Source organism: Roseateles terrae (assembly GCF_014192155.1).
GTDB lineage: Bacteria > Pseudomonadota > Gammaproteobacteria > Burkholderiales > Burkholderiaceae_C > Roseateles > Roseateles terrae.
On the sequence record NZ_JACHXO010000012.1, the window covers coordinates 17,134 to 38,937 of the forward strand.

General features: G+C 67.0%; 16 protein-coding genes. 12 read left to right on the plus strand and 4 right to left on the minus strand.

Annotation, left to right across the window (positions count from 1 at the left end):
- Positions 1-13: 13 nt before the first annotated feature.
- Together cyoB and cyoA are read right to left on the minus strand one after the other, a co-directional pair.
- Positions 14-2,008, minus strand: a complete 1,995-nt coding sequence (cyoB, locus tag FHS28_RS23580; protein ID WP_088454702.1) for a cytochrome o ubiquinol oxidase subunit I — start codon at positions 2,006-2,008, stop codon at positions 14-16.
- Positions 2,009-2,092: 84 nt separating this feature from the next.
- Positions 2,093-3,157 (minus strand): ubiquinol oxidase subunit II, encoded by a 1,065-nt coding sequence (cyoA, locus tag FHS28_RS23585; RefSeq protein ID WP_088454701.1) that lies wholly within the window; start codon positions 3,155-3,157, stop codon positions 2,093-2,095.
- A gap of 222 nt (positions 3,158-3,379) precedes the next feature.
- Here cyoA and FHS28_RS23590 point away from each other — a divergent pair, with 222 nt between their 5' ends.
- The 6 genes from FHS28_RS23590 (at position 3,380) to FHS28_RS23615 (ending at position 10,649) form a co-directional block, all read left to right on the plus strand.
- Positions 3,380-4,717: an MFS transporter gene (locus FHS28_RS23590; RefSeq protein WP_088454700.1), complete on the plus strand. Its 1,338-nt coding sequence runs from the start codon at positions 3,380-3,382 to the stop codon at positions 4,715-4,717.
- A 308-nt stretch (positions 4,718-5,025) separates the two neighbouring features.
- Positions 5,026-5,526 carry a MarR family winged helix-turn-helix transcriptional regulator gene (locus tag FHS28_RS23595; RefSeq protein WP_246410520.1) on the plus strand — a complete coding sequence of 167 codons (501 nt, stop codon included), beginning with the start codon at positions 5,026-5,028 and terminating at the stop codon, positions 5,524-5,526.
- Between the two features lie 22 nt (positions 5,527-5,548).
- On the plus strand, positions 5,549-7,837 hold the full coding sequence (locus tag FHS28_RS23600; RefSeq protein ID WP_088454698.1) for an FUSC family protein: 2,289 nt from the start codon (positions 5,549-5,551) through the stop codon (positions 7,835-7,837).
- Positions 7,834-8,073 (plus strand): DUF1656 domain-containing protein, encoded by a 240-nt coding sequence (locus FHS28_RS23605; protein WP_088454697.1) that lies wholly within the window; start codon positions 7,834-7,836, stop codon positions 8,071-8,073. Before FHS28_RS23600 ends, FHS28_RS23605 begins: the two co-directional genes overlap by 4 nt.
- A gap of 15 nt (positions 8,074-8,088) precedes the next feature.
- Positions 8,089-9,129 carry an efflux RND transporter periplasmic adaptor subunit gene (locus FHS28_RS23610; protein ID WP_088454696.1) on the plus strand — a complete coding sequence of 347 codons (1,041 nt, stop codon included), beginning with the start codon at positions 8,089-8,091 and terminating at the stop codon, positions 9,127-9,129.
- Positions 9,126-10,649, plus strand: coding sequence for an efflux transporter outer membrane subunit (locus FHS28_RS23615; RefSeq protein ID WP_088454695.1), 1,524 nt, complete (start codon positions 9,126-9,128; stop codon positions 10,647-10,649). Before FHS28_RS23610 ends, FHS28_RS23615 begins: the two co-directional genes overlap by 4 nt.
- 111 nt (positions 10,650-10,760) lie before the next feature.
- On the opposite strand, the gene FHS28_RS23620 is transcribed toward FHS28_RS23615, so the two are convergent.
- Entirely contained in the window at positions 10,761-13,232 is a 2,472-nt protein-coding gene (locus FHS28_RS23620) for a CehA/McbA family metallohydrolase (RefSeq protein WP_184295557.1), read from the minus strand.
- Between the two features lie 10 nt (positions 13,233-13,242).
- Positions 13,243-14,010, minus strand: a complete 768-nt coding sequence (locus tag FHS28_RS23625; RefSeq protein ID WP_088454694.1) for a PEP-CTERM sorting domain-containing protein — start codon at positions 14,008-14,010, stop codon at positions 13,243-13,245.
- 432 nt (positions 14,011-14,442) lie between these two features.
- On the opposite strand from FHS28_RS23625, the gene FHS28_RS23630 reads away from it, so the two are divergent.
- From FHS28_RS23630 to FHS28_RS23655, 6 genes are all read left to right on the plus strand, one after another.
- Positions 14,443-15,510, plus strand: a complete 1,068-nt coding sequence (locus FHS28_RS23630; protein ID WP_088454693.1) for a flavodoxin family protein — start codon at positions 14,443-14,445, stop codon at positions 15,508-15,510.
- A gap of 242 nt (positions 15,511-15,752) precedes the next feature.
- Positions 15,753-15,953, plus strand: coding sequence for a hypothetical protein (locus FHS28_RS23635; RefSeq protein WP_088454692.1), 201 nt, complete (start codon positions 15,753-15,755; stop codon positions 15,951-15,953).
- Between the two features lie 112 nt (positions 15,954-16,065).
- The gene (gene sigJ, locus FHS28_RS23640; RefSeq protein WP_088454691.1) at positions 16,066-17,025 is read left to right on the plus strand and encodes an RNA polymerase sigma factor SigJ; all 960 of its coding nucleotides are present in this window, start codon (positions 16,066-16,068) and stop codon (positions 17,023-17,025) included.
- 57 nt (positions 17,026-17,082) lie between these two features.
- The gene (locus FHS28_RS23645; protein ID WP_088454690.1) at positions 17,083-17,562 is read left to right on the plus strand and encodes a carboxymuconolactone decarboxylase family protein; all 480 of its coding nucleotides are present in this window, start codon (positions 17,083-17,085) and stop codon (positions 17,560-17,562) included.
- Between the two features lie 542 nt (positions 17,563-18,104).
- Positions 18,105-20,165, plus strand: a complete 2,061-nt coding sequence (locus FHS28_RS23650) for a diguanylate cyclase (protein ID WP_184295560.1) — start codon at positions 18,105-18,107, stop codon at positions 20,163-20,165.
- Positions 20,166-20,238: 73 nt separating this feature from the next.
- Positions 20,239-21,489, plus strand: coding sequence for a hypothetical protein (locus FHS28_RS23655; RefSeq protein ID WP_184295564.1), 1,251 nt, complete (start codon positions 20,239-20,241; stop codon positions 21,487-21,489).
- Positions 21,490-21,804 lie beyond the last annotated feature (315 nt).

Consider the following 21,804-nt stretch of genomic DNA (forward strand, 5'->3'; position numbering starts at 1 on the left):
TGCTCGCTCGGGTTCAGGCCTGGGCGGCCAGCACCTGGGTGCGGGCTTCTTCCGTGCGGGCCACTTCATCCGCGGGGATGTAGTAGTCGCGCTTGTAGTTGAAGGTGTGGACGATGGCCGTGGCCACGACCGCCAGCAGGGCCACGCCCGCCACCAGCCACATGTGCCAGATCAGCGCAAAGCCCAGCAGGGTGGACAGGGCCGCGATGATCACGCCGGCGCCGGTGTTCTTCGGCATGTGGATCGGCTTGAAGCCGTTCAGCGGACGCTGGTGGCCGCGGGTCTTCATGTCGAACCAGGCGTCGTGGTCATGCACCACCGGGGTGAAGGCGAAGTTGTACTGCGGCGGGGGCGACGAGGTCGACCACTCCAGCGTACGGCCGTTCCACGGGTCACCGGTCACGTCACGCAGCTGGTCACGCTTCAGGTAGCTCACCACCAGCTGGATCAGGAAGCAGCCGATGCCGCAGGCGATCAGCAGCGCACCCAGCGCAGCGACCTGGAACCAGATCTGCAGCGACGGATCGTCGAAGTGGCTCATGCGGCGGGTCACGCCCATCAGGCCCAGCACATACAGCGGCATGAAGGCCACGAAGAAGCCGATCTGCCAGAACCAGAACGAGCACTTGCCCCAGAACGGATCCAGCTTGTAGCCGAAGGCCTTCGGGAACCAGAAGGTGATGCCCGCCAGCAGGCCGAACAGCACGCCGCCGATGATCACGTTGTGGAAGTGGGCGATCAGGAACAGGCTGTTGTGCAGCACGAAGTCAGCCGGAGGCACCGCCAGCAGCACACCGGTCATGCCACCGATCACGAAGGTGACCATGAAGCCGACCGTCCAGTACATCGGCACATCGAACTTGATGCGGCCGCGGTACATGGTGAAGAGCCAGTTGAAGATCTTCGCACCGGTCGGGATCGAGATGATCATCGTGGTGATGCCGAAGAACGAGTTCACGCTGGCGCCGGAGCCCATGGTGAAGAAGTGGTGCAGCCACACCAGGTACGACAGGATCGTGATCACGACCGTGGCGTAGACCATGGAGGCATAACCGAACAGCTTCTTCTGGCTGAAGGTGGAAGTGATTTCCGAGAAGATGCCGAAGGCCGGCAGCACCAGGATGTAGACCTCCGGGTGACCCCAGATCCAGATCAGGTTCACGTACATCATGGCGTTGCCGCCAAGATCGGTCGTGAAGAAGTTGGTGCCGACGTAGCGGTCCAGGGACAGCAGCGCCAGGGCGGCCGTCAGGATCGGGAACGAGGCCACGATCAGGATGTTCGAGCACAGCGAGGTCCAGGTGAAGACCGGCATCTTCATCATGGTCATGCCCGGTGCGCGCATCTTGATGATGGTCGCGATCAGGTTGATGCCCGAGAGCGTGGTGCCCACCCCCGCCACCTGCAGGGACCAGAGGTAGTAATCCACCCCCACCCCCGGACTGGCCAGGATGCCGGACAGCGGCGGATACGCCAGCCAGCCGGTGCGGGCGAATTCACCCACGAACAGCGAGAACATCACCAGCATGGCGCCGCCAGCGGTCATCCAGAAGCTGAAGTTGTTCAGGAACGGGAAGGCCACGTCGCGCGCGCCGATCTGCAGCGGCACCACGTAGTTCATGAAGCCGGTGATCAGCGGCATCGCCACGAAGAAGATCATGATCACGCCGTGGGCGGTGAAGACCTGGTCGTAGTGGTGCGGCGGCAGGAAACCGGCGTTGTCCCCGAAGGACATCGCCTGCTGGGCGCGCATCATCACCGCGTCGGCGAAGCCGCGCAGCAACATGACGATGCCCAGCACGATGTACATGATGCCGATGCGCTTGTGGTCGATGCTGGTCACCCAGTCCCGCCAGAACGGGCCCCACAGCTTGAATTTGGTCATCAGCGCCAGCACGAACAGGCCGCCGAGGGCGACCATCGCGAAGGTACCGATCAGGATCGGCTCATGGTATGGAATCGCCTCAAGGGTGAGGCGTCCGAAGATGAGCTTTTGCAGGTCAATCATCTTGGATCTCGGTAATGCTTCGATAGCGTTCTAGAGCTTTCGGTCCCGGCGTGGCCGCCCGCAGGCGGTGGCGCCGGGGGGCCGTCAGTTCTGGCTACGGGTGGACGACCACTGCGCGGCGTACTGGCCGGCGTTGTCAGGGGTGCAAAGCGAGGCGACGAACACCCGCTTCTGGTCGTTGCTCCAGGGCTTGCTGGCCAGGGCGTTGATCGCGCCCTTGCCACCGCCACCCGCGGCATCGATGGCCATCATCTGGCCCATGCACATCTTGCTGCCGTCCACACAACGGTTGACGATCGCATCGAACAGGCCCGGGGCCACCGAGGCGAAGCGGCGGACCGGCTCCTTCTCGCTGGGCTTTTCCAGGGTCTGGTACAGGTCGCGGGACAGTTCAACGCCGTCCGCCTTGTTGCGGTCCACCCAGGCCGAGAACTCGTCGTTGCTCAGGCCGTGGAACTTGAAGCGCATGTGAGAGAACCCGTCCCCGCTGAAGTTGGCGGAGAAGCCGTCGTAGGTGCCCGGCTTGTTGATGACGGCGTTCAGCTGGCTCTGCATGCCGGGCATCGCGTAGATCATGCCGGACATGGCGGGCACGTAGAACGCGTTCATCACGGTGGACGAGGTGATCTTGAAGAGGATCGGACGGTCCACCGGCGCGGCCAGTTCATTGACGGTCGCAATGCCCTGCTCGGGGTAGAGGAACAGCCATTTCCAGTCCAGGGCCACCACCTGCACCACCAGCGGCTGCACGCCCGCCGGCACCGGACGCTCGGCGTCCAGACGCTCCAGCGGACGGTAGGGGTCCAGCTTGTGGGTGCTGATCCAGGTCATCGCGCCCAGGGCGATGATGATCAGGAGCGGCGCGCCCCAGATGATCAGTTCCAGGCGGGTGGAGTGGTCCCACTCCGGCGAATAGGTCGCCTCCTTGTTGGATTCCCGGTAGCGCCAGGCAAACATCAGCGTGAGGATGATCACCGGGACGATGATCAGCATCATCAGCAGCGTGGATGCCACGATGAGTTGCGCCTGCTGGTTGGCGATGTCACCCGAGGGTTTCATCACGACCATGTTGCAGGCGGTCAGTGGCAGAGCCAACGACAGCAGCCCGAGACGGGCCAGACTTGTTTTTAGTGATGCTTTGAGGTACATGAGATACAGCCAGCAGACGGGTGGCCGCTTGGGGTCAGACGCTGACCCTGCCGCGGACATCCGGTTGTGGGCGACACGACGTTCACCGAGGGTTCCTCCCGGGGAGACCGGGGTTAACGCCTAACGGGTAAACGACACTTGTCGACCGTTGCACACCGGGCGCAGATTTTGCCTCATCGACTCAAACCAACTATTGGACATTTTGTCCCAGGTAGGAGACTCATGAATAGCAACACGCTTTCGACGGTAGGACAGCCCCTCCCACGGGGGACAGGCGTCGCCACCCAGGCCGAACAGGATGCGGTCGCCCCTGGCGACATCGCGGTGGGAGTGGTGATCGGCCGCGCTTCCGAGTACTTTGACTTCTTCGTCTATGGAATCGCCTCCGTCCTGGTGTTCCCGGCGATCTTCTTCCCCCACCTGGAACGGCTGGAAGGCCTGCTCTGGTCCTTCGCGCTGCTGGCGCTGGCCTTTGTGGTGCGCCCCATCGGCACCCTGCTGGGCATGGCGCTTCAAAGGCGCTTCGACCGTGGCGTGAAGTTGACAGTAGCCCTCTTCCTGTTGGGTATATCCACCTGCGTCATCGCGGTGCTGCCGGGCTACAACGCCTGGGGCACGGCCGCCATCGCCGCCCTGGCGCTAGCCCGGATCGGCCAGGGCCTGGCCCTGGGTGGCTCCTGGGACGGGCTGCCCTCGCTGCTGGCCATCAATGCGCCGGAAGGCAAGCGCGGCTGGTACGCCATGCTCGGGCAGCTGGGCGCGCCGACCGGCTTCCTGATCGCCGCCTCGCTGTTTGCTTACCTTTGGGGCAGCCTGAATGTCATCGACTTCCTGAGCTGGGGCTGGCGCTTCCCGTTCTTCGCGGCCTTCGCCCTGAACGTGGTGGCGCTGTTCGCACGGCTGCGTCTGGTGATGACGCATGAATACGAAAAGAATCTGGAAGAACATGAGCTGGATCCGTGCGATACCGGCGAGCTGTTCCGCGAGCAGGGCTACAACGTCTTCATCGGTGCGTTTGCCGCCCTGGCCAGCTTCGCGCTGTTCCATCTGGTGACGGTGTTCCCGCTGTCGTGGCTGGTGCTGCATTCCGAGCAGTCGGTGGGGCAGTTCCTGACGGTGCAGATCGTCGGTGCGCTGCTCGCCGGGCTGTCGATGCCGATCTCTGGCCTGATCGCCGACCGCATTGGCCGCCGCAGCACGCTGGGCACGCTGGCCATCACCATCGGCATCTTCAGCCTGTTCATCCCCATCCTGCTGGACAGCGGCGCCATGGGCCAGAACATCTTCATTCTGGTGGGCTTTGTGCTGCTGGGCCTCTCTTACGGTCAGGCGGCCGGCGCGGTGACCTCCAACTTCCTGCCGCGCTTCCGCTACACCGGTGCGGCGCTGACCTCCGATCTGGCCTGGCTGTTCGGTGCGGCTTTCGCCCCCCTGGTCGCCCTGGGTCTGTCGATCCAGTTCGGGTTGTGGGCGGTGACCGCCTATCTGCTGTCGGGCGCGGTCGTCACGCTGGTGGCCCTGCGGACCAACCGGATGCTGAAGATGAAGGACCGCGACTGATCGTTCCTGCCCCGGGGAGCCCGCTTTCACCGCGGGCTTTCATCCGGGGGGGACAGGGGTCGGGGCCGCTTGCCGTGAGGCAGCGGCCCTTTTCATTGATGAGATGAGCGGGCACCTCGTGCCAGGCTTCCGTTGCGGGCTTGCGATGTGCCCATGCGATGTGGCCATGCGTTGTGGCCATGCGCTGTGGCCATGCGCTGTGGGCGTGCGTTGTGGACACTGGCCGGGTCCACCTGAGGTTCACCGTCGGACACGAGCGCAATACCCCCATTTTTTAGTTAGCAAGCTAACTATCTACAATGGCGTCCATGAGTTCAGCCAAGACGCCCCGCCCCATGACCCGCACCGCCCGCGAACTGGCGCTGCTGCAACTGGGCGCCACCCTGCCCATCCTGGACCGCGCTTACCGCGCCACGGCCAATCAGGCCATGGCCTCGCTCGGGCTGTCGCAGACGATGGCCTGGCCGCTGCTGATGATCGGCCGGCAGGGCGATGGACTGCGGCAAGGGGCGCTGGCCGAGCTGCTCGGCATCGAAGGGCCCTCCCTCACCCGGACACTGGATCAACTGGTGGATGCCGGGCTGGTGGAGCGCCGGGAAGACCCGGACGACCGCCGCGCCAAGACGCTCTATCTCACCGAGGCGGGCAATGCCGCCTGCGAGCAGATCGAGGTCATCCTGCGCGACCTGCGCAACCAGGTCTATGAGGGCGTGCCGGATGCGGACATCGAAGCAACCTTGCGGGTCTTCGCCGTCGTCCAGCAACGCCTGGGCTGCCCCGCGCCGATCGTGCCGCCCAAGCGCAAGTGAGCCGGACGCCGCGAGAAGTCCTATGAAGCTGTCCTCTCCCACCGCCCTGCTGCGATTCAGCCGGACTGAATGGCTGTTCTCCGTCAAGGCCTTCGCCGCTGCCATGCTGGCCGTGTTCCTGGCCAACTGGGCCGGTCAGCCGCGCCCCTTCTGGGCCATGATGACGGCCTACATCGTCGCCCATCCATTGGCCGGGGCGGTGCGCTCCAAGGCGCTGTACCGCTTCGTGGGCACACTGGTGGGTAGCACGGCGGCCGCGCTGCTGGTGCCGCGTTTTGCCAATGCGCCGGAGATGCTCAGCCTGGCGCTGGCGCTGTGGGTGGGCACCTGCCTGTGCCTCTCGCTGCGCGATCGCACGCCGCGCGCCTACGCCTTCATGCTGGCGGGCTACACCGCCGCGCTGATCGGCTTTCCGTCGGTGGATGTGCCGCTGAACATCTTTGATTCCGCGGTGGCACGAGTGGAAGAGATCGCACTGGGCATTCTTTCGGCCACGCTGGTGCACAGCCTGGTCCTGCCCAACGGGTTGGCCGGCACGGTGCTGGGCCTTCTGGACCGCACGCTGGGCGACACCCGCGGTTGGCTGTCCGACCTGACCGCACGACGGGACAGCGGCGCCGACCGCCGGCGGGTGGCGGGCGACATCAGTCAATTGCGGGTGCTCAGCACCCACATCCCGTTTGACACCAGCCACCTGCGCTGGACCGCCGATGCGGTGCACGACATGCAGGACCGGGTGGCCGCGTTGACGCCGCAGTTGTCTGCGGTGGAAGACCGGCTGCGGGCGCTGGAGCAGACGGAAGGCGGCATTGCGCCGGATGTCGCGGCGATGCTGGCGCGAGTGGCGGAGTGGATTGCACTGCCGCCGGAGGAAGCCCGCGCGCAGTGGGCGGTGATTCAGGAAGCGCTGCAGCAATTGGGCCGGGTGGACACGGCAGCCGCGGCGTCGGAACCTGAAGAGCAGGCCGATGCAGGTGCAGGTGCCGATGCGGATGTCACGGCGAGTACGGATGCAGACGCCGACGCTCGGGCTGTGAAAGGCACCGTAGCCAATCCGGGCACCACCTGGCCGCGCCTGCAGCGGGTCGCGCTCGCCGAACGCCTCGAACTGCTGCTGACCGGCTGGCTGCAATGCATGCACCTGCGCGCAGACATCGACCACGGCCTCAGCGGCGCGCCGATGCCCAGCCGCGCACGCCCCGAGCTCACCGGCCCGCGCCTGCACATCGACCTCGGCATGGCCGCGCTGTCGGGCGCCGCCGCAGTGGTCGCCATCCTGGTCTGCTGCACCTTCTGGGTCCTCACTGGCTGGCCGATGGGCTCGGCCGCCGCCATGATGGCCGCCATCTTCTGCTGCTTCTTCGCGGGCATGGACGACCCGGTGCCGGCCATCAACGGCTTCCTGAAATGGACCGTGCTGTCGATGCCGGTCAGCGCGCTGTATGTGCTGGTGCTGCTGCCGCTGGTGCAGGACATCTGGACGCTGGTGCTGGTCTGCGCGCCGGTGTTTCTGATCGCCGGTTGCCTCGTGGCGCGTCCGACGACCATGGGCGCCGCCCTGCCCTTTGTGCTGGGCGTGTCCGGCACGCTGGCCATGCACGACACCTCGCAGGCCGATCTGCCCGCCTTTCTCAATTCGATGCTGGGGCAACTGGCCGGTGTGTTCGTGGCGTCCCGGGTGACCCGTCTGATGCGGTCCGTGGGGGCGGATTGGAGCGCGCGTCGCATCCAGCGCGCCACCTGGAAGGAGCTGGAGGAACTGGCCCGCCTGCCGCGTTCGGTGAGCCGCAGCCAGTCGTATCTGCTGCGCATGCTGGACCGGATTTCGCTGCTGGCGCCGCGCGTGGCACAGGCCGGGGGCTCCGTGCCGGGCGTGCCGACCGACGACGCACTGCGTGACCTGCGCCTGGGGGCTGATCTCGTCACGCTGCAGGCGCAGCGGGATCAGTGGCCGGTGCTGGCGCTCAAGCCTTTGCTGACCGGCCTGGCGGACTGGTGGTCCCAGCGGATCTCCGGTGTGATCGAGCCGCCGCCCGCCGCGTTGCTGGGTTTGATCGACGATGCGCTGCGCCGCCTGGTGACGGTGTGCCCGGTCCACCAGCCATGGCCGGCATCCGCCCGCGCGTCGGTCAGCGCCTTGCTGGGTCTGCGCCGCAGCCTGTTCCCGGAAGCGGGACCCGGCCAGTTGGTCACGGCAATCGAGCAGCCGCCGCAGGACGATCCGTCCGTTCTTGCTGGTCCGCCCGATCTGCATGACCTGTCTGACCCGTCTGACCTTCCCCCGTCCCGCTTGAAGGAGTTCCCGGCATGACCGGCGCTGTTGATGTGTTGGGCCTTTATCTGCCCTGGCTGATGCCTCTGGCCTTCGTGGCTTTGCTACTGCTGTGGGGCTTGCGACGCGTGCTGGCGCTGTGCGGGGCTTACCGCTTCATCTGGCATCCGGCGCTGTTCGACATGGCCCTGTACGTGCTGCTGCTGTGGGCATTGAGCGGCCTCTCCCAGCAGGCCAGCCCGGTGGTGCTGCGCTTCTTCTCGCATTTGAATTGATCTGGACCCGCTGTCATGACTTCCCTCCCTGCTTTTCTCCGTCCTCGCCGCCTGGCCTCGCTGGCGGTCACCCTGGTGGTGGTGGCGCTGGCCGTCTGGGCCGGGCTGCGCCTGTGGGACCGCTATGAGCTGTCGCCGTGGACCCGCGACGGCCGCGTGCGCGCGAACGTCGTGCAGATTGCTCCCGATGTTTCCGGCCTCGTGACCGCGGTGCCGGTGGCCGACAACCAGACCGTGGCGGCCGGCACTCTGCTGTTCGAAGTGGACCGTGCGCGGTTCGAGCTGGCCCTGCGCCAGGCCCAGGCGCAACTCGCCGCGCAGCAAGTGGTGCTGGCGCAGGCCCGCCGGGAAGCGGATCGCAACACCGGCCTTGGCAATCTGATCTCTCAGGAAGTGCGTGAGCAGACCCGCAGCCGCGCGGAGCAGGCCCGCGCCGGGGTCGCTCAGGCGGAGGTGGCGGTGGAAGCGGCGCGGCTGAACCTGGACCGTGCGCTGGTCAAGGCCCCCTCCTCCGGCACCATCACCAACTTCGACCTGCGACAGGGGGCGTACGCCTCCGCCGGTCATCCGGTGCTGGCGCTGGTGGACGAGCATTCGCTGTATGTCGAAGGCTATTTCGAAGAGACCAAGCTCGCCCGCATCCATGTGGGCGATGTCGTCCAGGTGCTGCCCATGGGGGCCTCGCATCCCCTGATGGGCCGGGTGGAGAGCGTGGCAGCGGGCATCGCCGACCGGGACCGCAGCACCAGCACCAACCTGCTGCCGAGCGTGAACCCCAGCTTCAACTGGGTGCGGCTGCCGCAGCGCGTGCCGGTGCGGGTGAAGCTGGATCCGCTGCCCGCCGGGGAGCATCTGGTGGCCGGGCAGACGGTCACGGTGCAGGTGATGCCGGAGGCGGCCGCAGCGACCACCGCGACACTGCCCGCCGCAAAGACCGGACAGATCGCGCAGACCACGCACACAGCGCAGCCAGCACCGACCGGGCCGACGCCGTTGCCAGCATCCACTGGCGCATCGGCACCCTCTGCGCGTCGTGCGCATGGGGGTCAGGCATGAGACGAGCACTCCGTTCGCCTGTGCAGTCGTCCCGTATCGTGGCGGCGCTGAGCCTCGCGGCGCTGCTGGCCGCCTGCTCCACCACGCCCAAAGGCCCCGACTATCAGGTCCCTGCCAACGCCGTGAGCCAGCGCCCTCAGGCGCAGGCAGCGTTCATGGAGCAGCAACGCGCAGCCAGCGAGCCCGGTGGCGCCCCCTATGTCGCCGAGCCGCTGCCCGCGCACTGGTGGCGTCTGTTCCACGACGAGCAGCTGGATGGGCTGGTGCAAAAAGCCCTGGTCCACAACACCGACCTTCGCCAGGCTGCCGCCCACCTCGAGCAGGTGCAGGCGATGGAAGCCGAGGTGTTCGGGGCCGAGAAGCCCAGCGTCAGCATGAATGCGGCGCCCTACTTTGGTCATCCTTCCGGCACGTCGATGCTGAAGAAGGACTATGTGCCGCCCGACACCTTCCGTTATTCGGGCAGCATCGGTGTGTCGTATCAGCTGGACCTGTTTGGGCAGATCCGGCGCGCGGTCGAATCGTCGCAGGCCAGCACGGAAGCCGCCGTGGCCGCCCTGGATTTGGTGAAGGTGAACGTCGCGGCCAGCACGGCGCGCGCCTATGCCGATGCCTGCGCCACTGGCCAGCGGCTGGAGACGGCCCGCCATTCGGTGGAGCTGCAGCGCCAGGCGCTGGACCTGACCGAGCGTCTGCAGCACGCGGGCCGTGTTGGCGAGATGGATGCCGCCCGCGCACGCAGCCAGCTGGAACAGCTGCAGGCGGCCCTGCCGCCGCTGCTGGCCCAGCGCCAGTCGGCGCTGTATCGCCTCGCCACATTGACCGGCGATCTGCCCGAGCAATTCCCACAGGCGCTGGCCGAATGCCACACGCCGCCGCAATTGACCGGCACCATTCCGGTGGGAGACGGCGCTGCGCTGCTCAAGCGCCGCCCGGACATCCGCCAGGCTGAACGCGAGCTGCATGCCGCCACGGCGCGCATCGGTGTCGCGATGGCGGACCGTTATCCGAAGATCAGCCTGGGGCTGTCGGCCGGTTCAGGCCCGAGCACGCTGGCGCGGTTCGGTCGGTCGGAGTCTTTGAGCTTCAGCCTGGGTCCGCTGATCAGCTGGACGCTGCCGAACAACGGCGTTGCGAATGCACGCATCGCGCAGGCGGAGGCCTCGACGCGGCAGAGCGCGGCGCGCTTCGACGGCGTGGTGCTGAATGCGCTTCGCGAGACCGAGACCGCGCTCAATCAGTACGCCCGTGAACTGGACCGCCGCGCTGCACTCCAGCGCTCGCGGGAGGCGGCGGCGGTGGTGGCCGACCAGGCGCGCCGGCTGTATCAGGCGGGCAAGGTGGGCTACCTCGATGCGCTGGACGCCGAGCGCGCCCTCGCGGCGAGTGACGCGACCCTGGCTGCTTCAGAGGCCACGCTGGTGGAGGAGCAGGTGCAGCTGTTCCTGGCGCTGGGTGGGGGATGGGAGCGGGATGAGAATAACGCCGTCGAGCGCCCTGTCCGCCAGAGCGCTCGGTGAGGTCACCCACCACCCATCGTCCAATCACCTGTCACACATTGCCCGTCACACATCACTCCGGCGCGGACTGCTGTCCGCGCTGGAGTTCCGAGTGCGTGCGCCGTGTCGCGCTCAGGGATAGCTGATCGTCAACCGATACGGCGACGTCGCGCTGGAACCCGCATAGGCCTGCACCTTGATGTAGACCGTCTGCGCGGCCGTGCCGTTCTGATAGGTCAGCGATTCGGCGCTGGTGCCGCCTTCCGACCGCGCCAGACCGGCGCCAGTGGCGCTCACCACATACAGGTCGTAGTCCACGCCCGCCGCGGTGGGCCCGGTCATGTCCACCCGCAGCCGCTGATTGGCGGCCAGGGTTACCTTGTAGTAGTCCTTGTCGGTGGCGGTGCTGATGAAGCCGGTCAGCTGTGAGCGGCTGCCCACCGCATTGGCCGTCGCAATGGTGCCGTTGGGCTCCACTTCATCGCCGGCATTCACCACATTGCTCACATTGAAGCTCACCGCCGCCGAGGTGGTGCTGTTGCCCGCCGCGTCATAGGCCTTGGCGACCAGGTTGTGGCTGCCGTTGGCCAATTGCGTCGAGTCCACCGCCAGCGTGTAGGGAGCCGCCGTTTTGGTGTCCTTCAGGATGCCATCCAGCCAGAACTCCACCCGCGTCACGCCGACGTTGTCCGCCGCAGCGGCAGTGAAGGTGATGGTGCCGGTGCTGCCGGAGACGGACGCCGTCACCGTCGGCGGCGTGGTGTCACCGCCCTGCACGCCCTGATTGACCCAGATCGGCGCCGACCACAGCACCTTGCCATCGTCCTGCGTGACCTTGGCATAGTAGAAATGCTTGCCGTTGGCCGGCGTGAGCGTGGCCGTGGCCGTATTGGTCAGCAGGGACACCGTGCCGTTGCGCCCTGGCACACCTTCCCAGATTTCGGTCGCGACCACCGTGCGGCCATACGGGTTGTAGAAGCCGACATTCAGGCTCAGCGTGCCGCTGTTGTCGAAGCGCTCGCCCATGATCTTGCCGTTGGCGCTGAAGATCAGCTGCGAAGCCTTGTCCAGAGTGGCGAACACACGACGGGCCTTGAGTGCATCCACCAGGCTCGCCTTGCTCAGCGGCGTGCCCGCCGGAATCAGCACCGCCGTCCGGTTGGTGTAGCTGGCGCCCCAGTTGGCGCAGTGGTTGTCCTGGTTGGTGGCCGGTGCCACGTGATAACCGCGCTCGAGCAGCTTCTTCCAGGCGCCTTCATAGGAACTGCGCGAGGTTTCCGTCTCGGTGGTGTTGGACGAGAAGGCGGAGGTGTTCATCACCTCGGCCATCACCATCACTTCGTCACCGTCGGCGCTGTAGGCCATGTCAGTGCCGTTGATGATGAACTGGCCGGTGTCGTCCGGGTGGTTGAACTGACCGATCAGCCCCTGCGCCCGCATCACCGAGTAGAGCGTCGCGTAATCGCTCTTGGCGATGTAGCGGTCACCGAACAGCTCGTTGCTGGCGTTGTATTCCCATGAGAACAGCTCGTTGCTGTTGAAGATGTTCAGGTGGCCGCCATTGCTGATGACGCCCCATTCCATGCCGTAAAGCGCGAGGAAGCCGGGGTTGGCCGACGTGTAGTCGGAGGCAATGGTCAGACCGCGCTGATAACGCGCCTTGGCAGCCGTCGCACTGCCGCCGGTGTTGGTGCTGGAAGAGCCGTCGAAATAGTGGTTGTGGTCGGTATTGGCGAAGAAGTCCAGGCCCACATTCTTTGCGTACGGGAACGCAGCATCCGGGCCATACGCGCCCGTTTGCGCCGGCTGTGACGAGCTGCAGCTGCCAATGGCGCCGCCGCCGTCGGAGTCATTCGTCTGCCCGTGGAAGCTGCCGTAGTAAATGGTGTAGGGCCAGCTGCCCGTGCCCACCGAGGCGGACAGCCCCCGCACCCGCTGCGTGGCCTCGCCCGCGATGCCCACCGCCAGCGGCCGCAGCGCGCCCATCGCGACGCTCGCGGGTTTGCCGACGGCCAACGCCCAGCTCTGCGTCACCGGGCCATGACCGCCGCTGGTGCTCGCGGCCAGCATTTCATTGAAGCGGGCTTCGGCGCTGTCGGCCTTGAACGCCGTGCCGGCCGGCGCGCTGACCGCCACCAGGGTGGCGGTGTAGAGCCCGGCGCTGTTGTCGCCCGGACCCGCCCAGTCGAGCTTGATGGTGCGGGCATCACCGGCATAGGTCTCGGCGCCGGCCCAGGTCTTGACCACCGCGCCCGCAGCGTTGCGCAGCTCCACACGCCATCCCAGCCATGTGCCGGCGGGGGCGCCGACATAGTCCAGCGACACGGTGAAGGTCCGCGCCCCGGTGCCTTCTGCACCGTTGAACGGCACGCCCAGCGCGGCGTCGAATTCGTGATGGTCGGGATACTTGGCCGCGGGGTCGGCCGACAGCGCCGAAGCGCGTTCTTCACTGGCCGACGCGATGGTGACGGTGGTCTCGGTGGTGCGGCCCCCGCCGCACGCGGCCAGCGCCATCACCAGCAGGCTCAACCCGCCGATGCGCGCGCCGCGGCCCCACCTGCGCTGCAGGTCCGACTCCGGAGTGGGAATGTGCTTGAAGTCCATGTCGATCTCCTTATTGCGCACGACGGCGACGCGCCACCAGGGCCAGAGCCCCGACGCCGGCCAGCATCAGCGCATAGGTGCCGGGCTCGGGTACGGCCGGGATCGGATCCACCGGCGCCAGCATTTCGGTGCCGGTGAAGCGGACCATGTCGTAGCGGATGGTGCCGCCAGCGGCATAGGCGCTGGTGGTGCCGGCATAGCTGCTGGTGCCTGGGGCGAAGATGCTCACCAGACGGACCGCAAAGCTCTCGTTGTTGGCTGCGCCCAGCACCGACGAAAAATCGTAGGTCAGACCAGTGACAAAGCTGCCCTGGCGGGTCATGTGGAAGGTGGCAGCATCCAGCCAGCTTTCTCCGTCCACCGTGTAGAGCAGTTCGGTCCACGCGGAGGCCGTGGCGCTGTTGCGCTGATCAAAGCTGAAGACGATGTTCTCGTAGCCGGTCGTGTCCACACCGAACTGCACGCCATAGACGCCGCTCTGCGTGCCCTGCGGCGCATAGTTGGCGGTGTTCAGCGCCTTGCCGTTGGTGATGGCATCCGAGCTGCCGGTGGAGGACACGAATTGCGTGGTCAGCGTGGTGCTGCCGCTCAGAAAGGCGATGCTCGCGCCGTTCTGGCTCATGTCGTGTTTGGTGGTGCCCTGGTAGCCGCCATTGGCGGCGTCAAAGGCGCCATTGAAATCCCATTCCGCGACGGTGGTGGCGACCGGCGTCGTTTGTGCCGACGCGCCGGTGGCAATGAAGGCGGCCAATGCCAGCCATGCAGGTTTGAAAGCCATTGTGATCTCCTACCCTTGACGATTTCGCAGTTAATCTATTTGCGCAAACGTTTCCGGCTATCGTTTCGCGCAAAGATGTCGAACTGCGGTGGACTGTGATGAAGTGGCAAGCGCCGGTGAAGCGGCCGGAGCGTATGCGCCGTTGATGACAGCACGGTTGCGGGGAAGCCCGAACCCGGACATCTCCCTCCCCCGTGAATGCGGGAAGGGTTTACGCGCAAAGTGGGCGGCAAGGCCCATTGGCGGTGCGGCGCACTGGCAGGTTCGCTGGCGTGGTGCGTGGTCGCACCGTGCCGGAGCGCACCCGGACCGGGGCTGGCGCAGGGGCGGCGGCCGACGTTGCGGCGGGGCTGAGGAAACGGTCGGTCGGCTCGCGGACGGCAGGCCTGTGCTTTGCCAGAAAGCGCTCCTCCGTCCTCCCGTCTTGATGCCATGACCGACATCCGCAAAGGCCAGCAGCCGGCTGAACTCACCCGTGAGCAGTTTCATGAGCGCTTCATGCGTCAGTTCACCGACCCGGCCTTTGGCAGTGAATCGGAAGCGCTGGCGCGGCTGGAAGCGATTGCCTTCGACGCATTGAAGGAAGGTCGCAAGGCGCCCATCACCCAGCGGGCCGGCGACGAGTTCGCCGATCCCAGCTACGACCTGTCGGTGGACTGGCTGATGACCCGCAATCGAATCCAGACGGCGCAGTCGCAATGGAAGGACGCTTCCACCCGCTCCCGCGTGCTGTTGGTGTGCGGCAGTGACCGCAATGACGGCTCCTGCCCCGGCGAAATGTCCAAGACCTGGCGGATGACGCAGATGGCCAAGGAGCAGCTCACCGCGCGCGACATGGACGTCGATGTGCTGGACCTGAGCCTGATGACCTCGGAATACGGCCGCACCATTCACCCATGCAAAGGCTGCGTCTCCACCGCCATGCCGCTCTGCCATTTCCCCTGCAGCTGTTATCCCAACTATGCAATGGGCCAGGTCCATGACTGGATGAACGAGATCTACGAACGCTGGGTGAGCGCCCATGGCGTCATCCTGCTGGCCCCCACCTACTGGTATCAATCGCCCAGCGCCTTGAAGCTGATGATCGACCGGCTGGTCTGCGCCGACGGCGGCAATCCCGACCCCACCACCACCCACGGCAAGAAGGCTGCGGAAGCGAAGGCCATCGAGGAAAAGGGCTGGGACTATCCCAAGCATCTGGCCGGCCGGGTCTACGGCGTGGTGGTGCACGGCGACGTGGCGGGCATCGAATCACAGCGCCGCAACCTCTGCGACTGGCTGGACTGGATGGGCCTGATGGAAGCCGGCGCCCAGGCGCGTCTGGACCGGTATGTTGGCTACTACGAACCCTACTTCAACAGCCACGAAGCGCTGGACAGGGACCAAGCGCTCCAGCAGGAGGTGCGTCTGGTGGCCGATACCGTCGGCGACGCGGTCGTCCTGCTCCGCAAAGGGGAACTGAAGCGCCCCGAGCACCGCCCGGGGCCGCGCACCAAGTAGAGCGGCTAGCCGAACCGGCGGATCGGCGATCCGGCGATCCGGCGATCCCGCGATCCGTCGAACCAGCGGTTCAGCCGTTCAGCGGTTCGGGAAATCAACGGATCGGAAGGCGTGGCCCACGGCGTGGGAATGCCCCTTGCTGATTCCACAGACATTCACCGGCCACTCGGCGATTCCTGCCTGCCAGGAATGCCGGCCGCCTCACTGACGACCATCCTTCCCCGAAGGTTCAAGGAGATTCCATGAGCACGTCTTTGCCGCAGACCCAGTCCCCCGCCAATGGCAACACCGGCGACATCGACCACGTCTACCAGCAACTGGTGAAGGGCGTGGGCCGCGAGCTGGTCACCGACGCCAACGCCGAGGAGCTGGCCCGCCGCGCCGAGAAGGACGGCCACACCATCCTGGCCACCGAGCTGCGGGAGTGGCAGGCACCCTGCTGACCATCGGCCGGCTACCGTCGGCCTGCTGACCCTCGGAATGCGCCGTCCAGACGCCGACCCAGGAGCCCGCTAAGCTTGTCACATGCGGGTTCCCGCCAACGTCTTGGGTCCCATGGACGACGCTACCGACACTTTCCAAGCCCTCCGCCCGCGCCTGCGCGGCATTGCCTACCGCATGCTCGGCACCCGCTTCGATGCCGACGAACTGGTGCAGGATGTCTGGCTGAAATGGCATGACGCGGATCGATCCGCGATCGGCAATGCCGAGGCCTGGCTGGTCACCGTGACCACCCGGCTGGCCATCGACCGGCTGCGCACGGCCCGACTGGAGCGGGCGCGCTACGTCGGCTTCTGGCTGCCGGAACCGATGCCAGACGCAGAAACGCTTGCGTCCGCCTCGGGCGACACCAGCCCGCCCACCCCGGAAGCGCTGCTGGAGCGGGCGGACGACCTGTCCGTTGCCTTCCTCACCGTGCTGGAGCGTCTGGCCCCGGAAGCCCGCGCAGCCTTCCTGCTGCGCGAGGTGTTCGACGCCGACTATGCGGAAGTGGCCCAGGCGCTGGGCAAGTCCGAGGCGGCGTGCCGGCAGATCGTCTCCCGGGCCAAGTCACAGCTCAAGGAAGGCCGGCCGCGCCAGCGCGTGTCCGCCGATCAGCATTACCGGCTGCTGGCCGGTTTTGCCGACGCCGCGCGCGCGGGCGACTTCTCCCGCCTCCAGACCCTGCTGGCTGACGACGCCGAGCTGATCAGCGACGGTGGTGGCATCGTGCCCAGCTTTGGTCAGGTGCTGGCGGGTGCCACCCGCATCGCCCAGCTGTACTTTGCTGTCTGGCGCCGCAGCGAGCGCGGCGATGCCCGGCAACGGGTGGAGCTGGTGCGCTTCAACGGCGAATGGGGCCTGCTGCGCTTCATCGACGGACAGCTGGAATCGGCGCAGAGCATGGAGACCGACGGTGAACGCATCGTGCGCATCCATACGCAGCGCAATCCGGAGAAGCTGCGGTCGCTGGCCGCCGCGTTGGATCCACAGACACCGGCGTCTGTCACAGACCGGCTGCCGGGAACGTCTTGATGGGCATGGCAGGTCCTGATTCGCGGGGCCGCCGTCACCCTCAACAGGAGCGTTCTCATGTCTCAACGTCTGGACTATGCCCGCAAGGCCCCGGAGCTTTTCAAGAAATACCTGGACTTCAGCCTCGCGCTCAAGAAGTCCCGGCTCGATGTCACCCTGCGCGACCTGGTGACGCTGCGCGCGTCCCAGCTCAATGGCTGCGCCTTTTGTGTCGACATGCATGTCAAGGAAGCGACGATGCACGGCGAGCGTGCGCTCCGGCTGCATCATGTGGCTGTCTGGCGGGAATCCACGCTGTTCTCCCCGCGGGAGCGGGCGGCGCTGGACTGGGTCGAGCAGCTGACTCAGCTGCCGCCGCACGGCGTCCCTACCGCCACCTTCGAGGCTGTGCGGGAGCACTTCAATGAAGAGGAACTGGCCGAGCTGAGTTTTGCCATCGTCGCCATCAACGGATGGAACCGGCTGTCGGTGGGCTTTGCGGTGGTGCCGGGTTCTCAGGATGCGCTGTATGGCCTGGACAAGTCGGGCCTGGCATGAGGTCCTTTTCGTGACTTATTTCACGCCTCACGGACACCCGATGGCGATTAGCGCGCAACTCGCTCTCTAATCGCACCCGCGCCACACTGATTTCGAAGGCCGCCATACCGGCGGTAAGCACATTTTGTTATGGTGCAGCCGGCCTGAACGAGACAGGTCAGCGGCGCCGCACCAAAACAATCCATGGCGCCGACGAAGAGGGAGTGGATTTGGAATCGAAGTGTCTGCGGGACGGCGAGGGGCCGGGGCCGTCGGGGGCCGGGCGTGCGCTGGAGGACGACGCTGCGCGGGGCGTCCGGTCACGGATGGCGCCAGTCGCCTCACCCTCTGCGCTGTCGGTTGATTCATCCACGGTCGCCGCGCCCCATGGGGCTGCCTCCGCGCCTCATGGACTGCCCGCTGTCCCGAGCGCGCCACTCCCCCGCTTTGCGGATCGCGATGCCCTGGCCCGTGCCCTGAACGGGCCTGAAGACGGTGATCGCGCCCAGCGGATCGCCGCCGCATGGTTCCTCCGTCAGTACGACGGCCAGCACACCCCTCGTTTGGCCGAGCAATTGCTGAGCGACCCCTGGGTGGCCCAGGGCGAGGCTCCCGCGCAGCGTGAGGCCCGCGCCCGCGTGCAGCTGGCCCTGGCGGATACCTGGAACCTGCGTGGCGATCACGAGGCCGCGCTGCGTCTGACGGACGAAGCGCGCGACGGCTTCCGCGCCCTCGGCCATCTCGCGGGTGAATCCGACGCCGACTGGATCGCCGCCAACATCGTGCACGACCTCGGGGATGCGCGCCTTCGCAACCAGTTCATGCGCAGTGCGGCGGCCCATGCACAGACGGCCGGCGACATCGAGCGCCGCCAGACCGCCGAGATGGCGCTGGCCTGCTTCGCCGCCTTCGAAGACGGCACCGCCGCGGGTGTCGCCTGGGCCCACACCGCGCGCCGCTACGAAAACGCCGCCACGCCAGCCTTGCGGGCACTGGCTCAGTTTTTTCTCTTCATCACCGAATGGGGACGCGGCGCCTGCGACGCCGCGCTGGCCCATGCGCTGCTGTCCATCCAGGCCTCCGAAGAATGCGGGCAGATGCGCCGCGCGCTGCTGGACAACGCCAATGTCGCGTCCCTGCTGATGGAGCTGGGCGACCTGGAAGCGGCTGAAGCACGGCTCGCCCAGCGCCTGGAAGCGGCGCGCCGCTGCGCCTGGCCTCACCCGCTCGGCTGCACGTTGACGGTGTTCTCCGAAGTCCTGGTGCGCCAGGGCCGTGTCGAGGAGGCACGCCAGAAGGCACGGGAAGCGGTGGCGGTGCTGGCCCGTGTACCGCGCACCACCCACTTCCTCAATGCGCAGCTCGCGCTGGCCGATGCCGAACTGGAATGCGGCAACATCGACGCTGCCGAGCGCGGCTTCCAGCTGGTGAATGACCACGGCCGTCATGTGGAGCTGGTGGAAGACCGGGCCTACGCCCTCTTTGGTCTGGCCGGTGTGGCGCTGGCCCGCCAGGACCTGCCCCGCGCACGCGAGCTGCTCGATCAGGCGTTGCGCCAACCCCATCTGGACCCGGACCAGGCGCTGCGCACGCTCATCTGCCTGTCCCGCGTCGCCCAGGCCCAGGTCGATGCCGGCTTGCCGGAGGTGTCACCCGAGGAGCCGGTGCGCCTGCTGCGGCAGGCCCTGAAGATTTCCGATGAACAGCTGGAAGGCGCGCAGCGCCACGAGCTGCTGCTGGAGCTGGCGGACCGCCTCGAATCGCAGCAACGCGACAAGGACGTGATCACCGCACTGCGCGGCGCCCTGGCGGCGCTGGCCACCGACAAACGCCGTGCGACCGAGCGCCAGGGCATGGCGATGGAAGCCCGGCACCGCAGCGAGACCATGCTGGCCGAGGCGCAGCACCACCGCGAAATGGCCCGAAAGGAGGCCGCCCGGGCGCGTGAACTGCAGGCGACCAATCGCGAGCTCAGCCGCGCAGTGTCGGCACTGGAAGCTGCGCAGCGGGAGCTGATGGAGCGCCACCGCCAGCTGCAGCAGGCCAACGAGCGCATCCAGGAACTGAGCCTGACCGACCCGCTCACCGGCCTGCGCAACCGCCGCTATCTGACGCAGGTCATCGACGGCGCCGTCGCACAGGCGCTGCGCGCGCATGCATGCGGCCCCCTGACCGACCCCGACGCCGGATCCCCAGGCCGGGACTTGCTGTTCTTCCTGCTGGATGTCGATCACTTCAAGCAGATCAACGACCGCTACGGGCATGCCGTCGGCGACGCCGTGCTGGTGGAAATCGCTGCCCGGCTGCGAGAAGCCACGCGCGGTGAAGACCTGCTGGTGCGCTGGGGCGGCGAGGAATTCCTGATCGTTGTGCGACATGCCCGCCGCGACGAGCGCGCCGTGGTGGCTGAACGCCTGCTGGGCTGCCTGCGCGACACGCCGATCCGTCTGCCCTCCGGCGACGTCCTGCACTGCACCGCCTCGCTCGGCGTGGCGAGCTTTCCTGGCCTCCTCGCTCCTCTCTCCCCGGTCAGCCTCCATGGCCGCTGGGAGCGCGTGCTGGAACGCGCCGACGCGGCCTTGTACGACGCCAAGCGGCTGGGCCGCAATCGCTGGGCGGAATAACCAGAAGCCCCGCGTCGCCGTGGGGCGCCCCCAGCCACTAGACTTCACAGCGACCGTGTTCCCAGGAGATGCCATGTCCCCCTCGCCGCTGCTATTGCCGCCGCCGTCATTTGAAGGCGTCCACGAGGTGGTGGCCGAGCCGCTGAAGTTCAAGGCGAAGCTGGCCATCGGTGAGGACGCGTATGTCTCCTTGCGGATGATCAACCGCACCCGCGAGGTGTGGGACGTCCTGGGGGCCGCGGGCGCCGGCGCTGCCGTGGCCAAGTCCAGCATGGTCGCCTCGGTGCTCGGGGCCTCCGCCACGCCGCTGGGCTGGGTGGCTTTTGCGGCCCTGGCCTCCGGTGGCGCCTGTTATGGCCTTTACCGGCTGCTGGGCAACACCAAGGGCCAACGCGTCATCGAAATCCCCAAGTATCTGAACACCCCGCTGGACACGCTGGGTCTGGCCCTCTTCGACCTGATCGCACCGCTGTCGCTGCGTCTGGCGGCGCTCGATGGCTCGGTGGAGCCGGCCGAGCGTGCCTTCCTGGTCCGCCACCTCGTCAAGGACTGGGGCCTGGGTGAGCCCTTCGTCACCCAGGCGGTGCTGGCGGTGGAGCAGCGGCTGGGCGATGCTTCGCTCGACGACATCGCGAGGGAAGGCGCCGAATTCCTGCGGATGAATCCGGACTGCAACCATCAGGCCATCGTGGACGACCTGGCCGTGTTCCTGCGCGAGATGCTGGAAGCGGCCGGACCGCTGACCACGGCAGAGTCCAACGCGCTGGCGCGGACGGTGCAACTGCTGCGCACCACGCCGCCCAGCGAGATGACCAAGGCCTGGACCCAGGCGATGTCCGTGGCTGGCGGCGCGGCGGGGCAAGTCCGCTCAGCCGTCACGGGCGCCGCCAGCTGGACGCAGGAACGGCTGCCGAGTGCCGACGCGGTCAAGGCCACCACCGGAGAGGCCCTGCAGCAGACCCTGGACGCGGCCCGCCGCGCCGCCGAATGGTCGCAGGAGCGTTTGCCCCGCCCGGAGGCCCTTCGGCGCGCGGGCGAGGAAGCGGCGCAGCAGACAGTGCAAATGGCGCAGCAGAGCTTGCAGGCGGCTCGCAGGGCGGCAGACTGGGCCCAGGAAAAACTGCCCGCCACGACCCAGGTGCGGCAGCAGGGCGGACAGGCCCTCGACCAGGCGGCGAAGATGTCCAAGGCGGCGAGTGACGCCGCCCGACAGGCCGCCAGCGAGGCCGCACGTCTGGCTTCAGACAAGGCCACTGCGCTGTTGCAAGGCCCCACGGGCCTGGCGGGCCGACTGCTGAGAAAGCGGCCCCCAGGAGACTCCTGAGGCCCGCCCCAGTCGCAACCGCTTGGAGACGATCCGGGCACTTCCATTCACGCCGGCACTCCCCAGCGTGCCCCAGCGCAATGTGGACGATTCAGCCATGCCGATCGCCGGCAAAGCGGCACTGTCCGTCACCGCCTCGGCATGCTGTCCTACCCGACAGCGTACGTTGAATGCTTAACGTCAGGGGATGAACGCCCCCTCCTCTCCTCTTCCATCGCCGGGCCCTCGTTCGGCCCCGCCGCCATCCGCTGCCGACGGTTCCGGACCCTCGCCCGCAAGTTCTTCGCCCTCCCGTCCGGCCCGTCCCGATGGACC

Coding starts and splice junctions, on each gene's coding strand:
- FHS28_RS23625 (WP_088454694.1), bottom strand. CDS start 14,010: ATGGCTTTCAAACCTGCATGGCTGGCATTGGCCGCCTTCATTGCCACC.
- FHS28_RS23590 (WP_088454700.1), top strand. CDS start 3,380: ATGAATAGCAACACGCTTTCGACGGTAGGACAGCCCCTCCCACGGGGG.
- FHS28_RS23600 (WP_088454698.1), top strand. CDS start 5,549: ATGAAGCTGTCCTCTCCCACCGCCCTGCTGCGATTCAGCCGGACTGAA.
- FHS28_RS23595 (WP_246410520.1), top strand. CDS start 5,026: ATGAGTTCAGCCAAGACGCCCCGCCCCATGACCCGCACCGCCCGCGAA.
- cyoA (WP_088454701.1), bottom strand. CDS start 3,157: ATGTACCTCAAAGCATCACTAAAAACAAGTCTGGCCCGTCTCGGGCTG.
- FHS28_RS23615 (WP_088454695.1), top strand. CDS start 9,126: ATGAGACGAGCACTCCGTTCGCCTGTGCAGTCGTCCCGTATCGTGGCG.
- cyoB (WP_088454702.1), bottom strand. CDS start 2,008: ATGATTGACCTGCAAAAGCTCATCTTCGGACGCCTCACCCTTGAGGCG.
- sigJ (WP_088454691.1), top strand. CDS start 16,066: ATGGACGACGCTACCGACACTTTCCAAGCCCTCCGCCCGCGCCTGCGC.
- FHS28_RS23620 (WP_184295557.1), bottom strand. CDS start 13,232: ATGGACTTCAAGCACATTCCCACTCCGGAGTCGGACCTGCAGCGCAGG.
- FHS28_RS23630 (WP_088454693.1), top strand. CDS start 14,443: ATGACCGACATCCGCAAAGGCCAGCAGCCGGCTGAACTCACCCGTGAG.
- FHS28_RS23605 (WP_088454697.1), top strand. CDS start 7,834: ATGACCGGCGCTGTTGATGTGTTGGGCCTTTATCTGCCCTGGCTGATG.
- FHS28_RS23635 (WP_088454692.1), top strand. CDS start 15,753: ATGAGCACGTCTTTGCCGCAGACCCAGTCCCCCGCCAATGGCAACACC.
- FHS28_RS23645 (WP_088454690.1), top strand. CDS start 17,083: ATGTCTCAACGTCTGGACTATGCCCGCAAGGCCCCGGAGCTTTTCAAG.
- FHS28_RS23610 (WP_088454696.1), top strand. CDS start 8,089: ATGACTTCCCTCCCTGCTTTTCTCCGTCCTCGCCGCCTGGCCTCGCTG.
- FHS28_RS23655 (WP_184295564.1), top strand. CDS start 20,239: ATGTCCCCCTCGCCGCTGCTATTGCCGCCGCCGTCATTTGAAGGCGTC.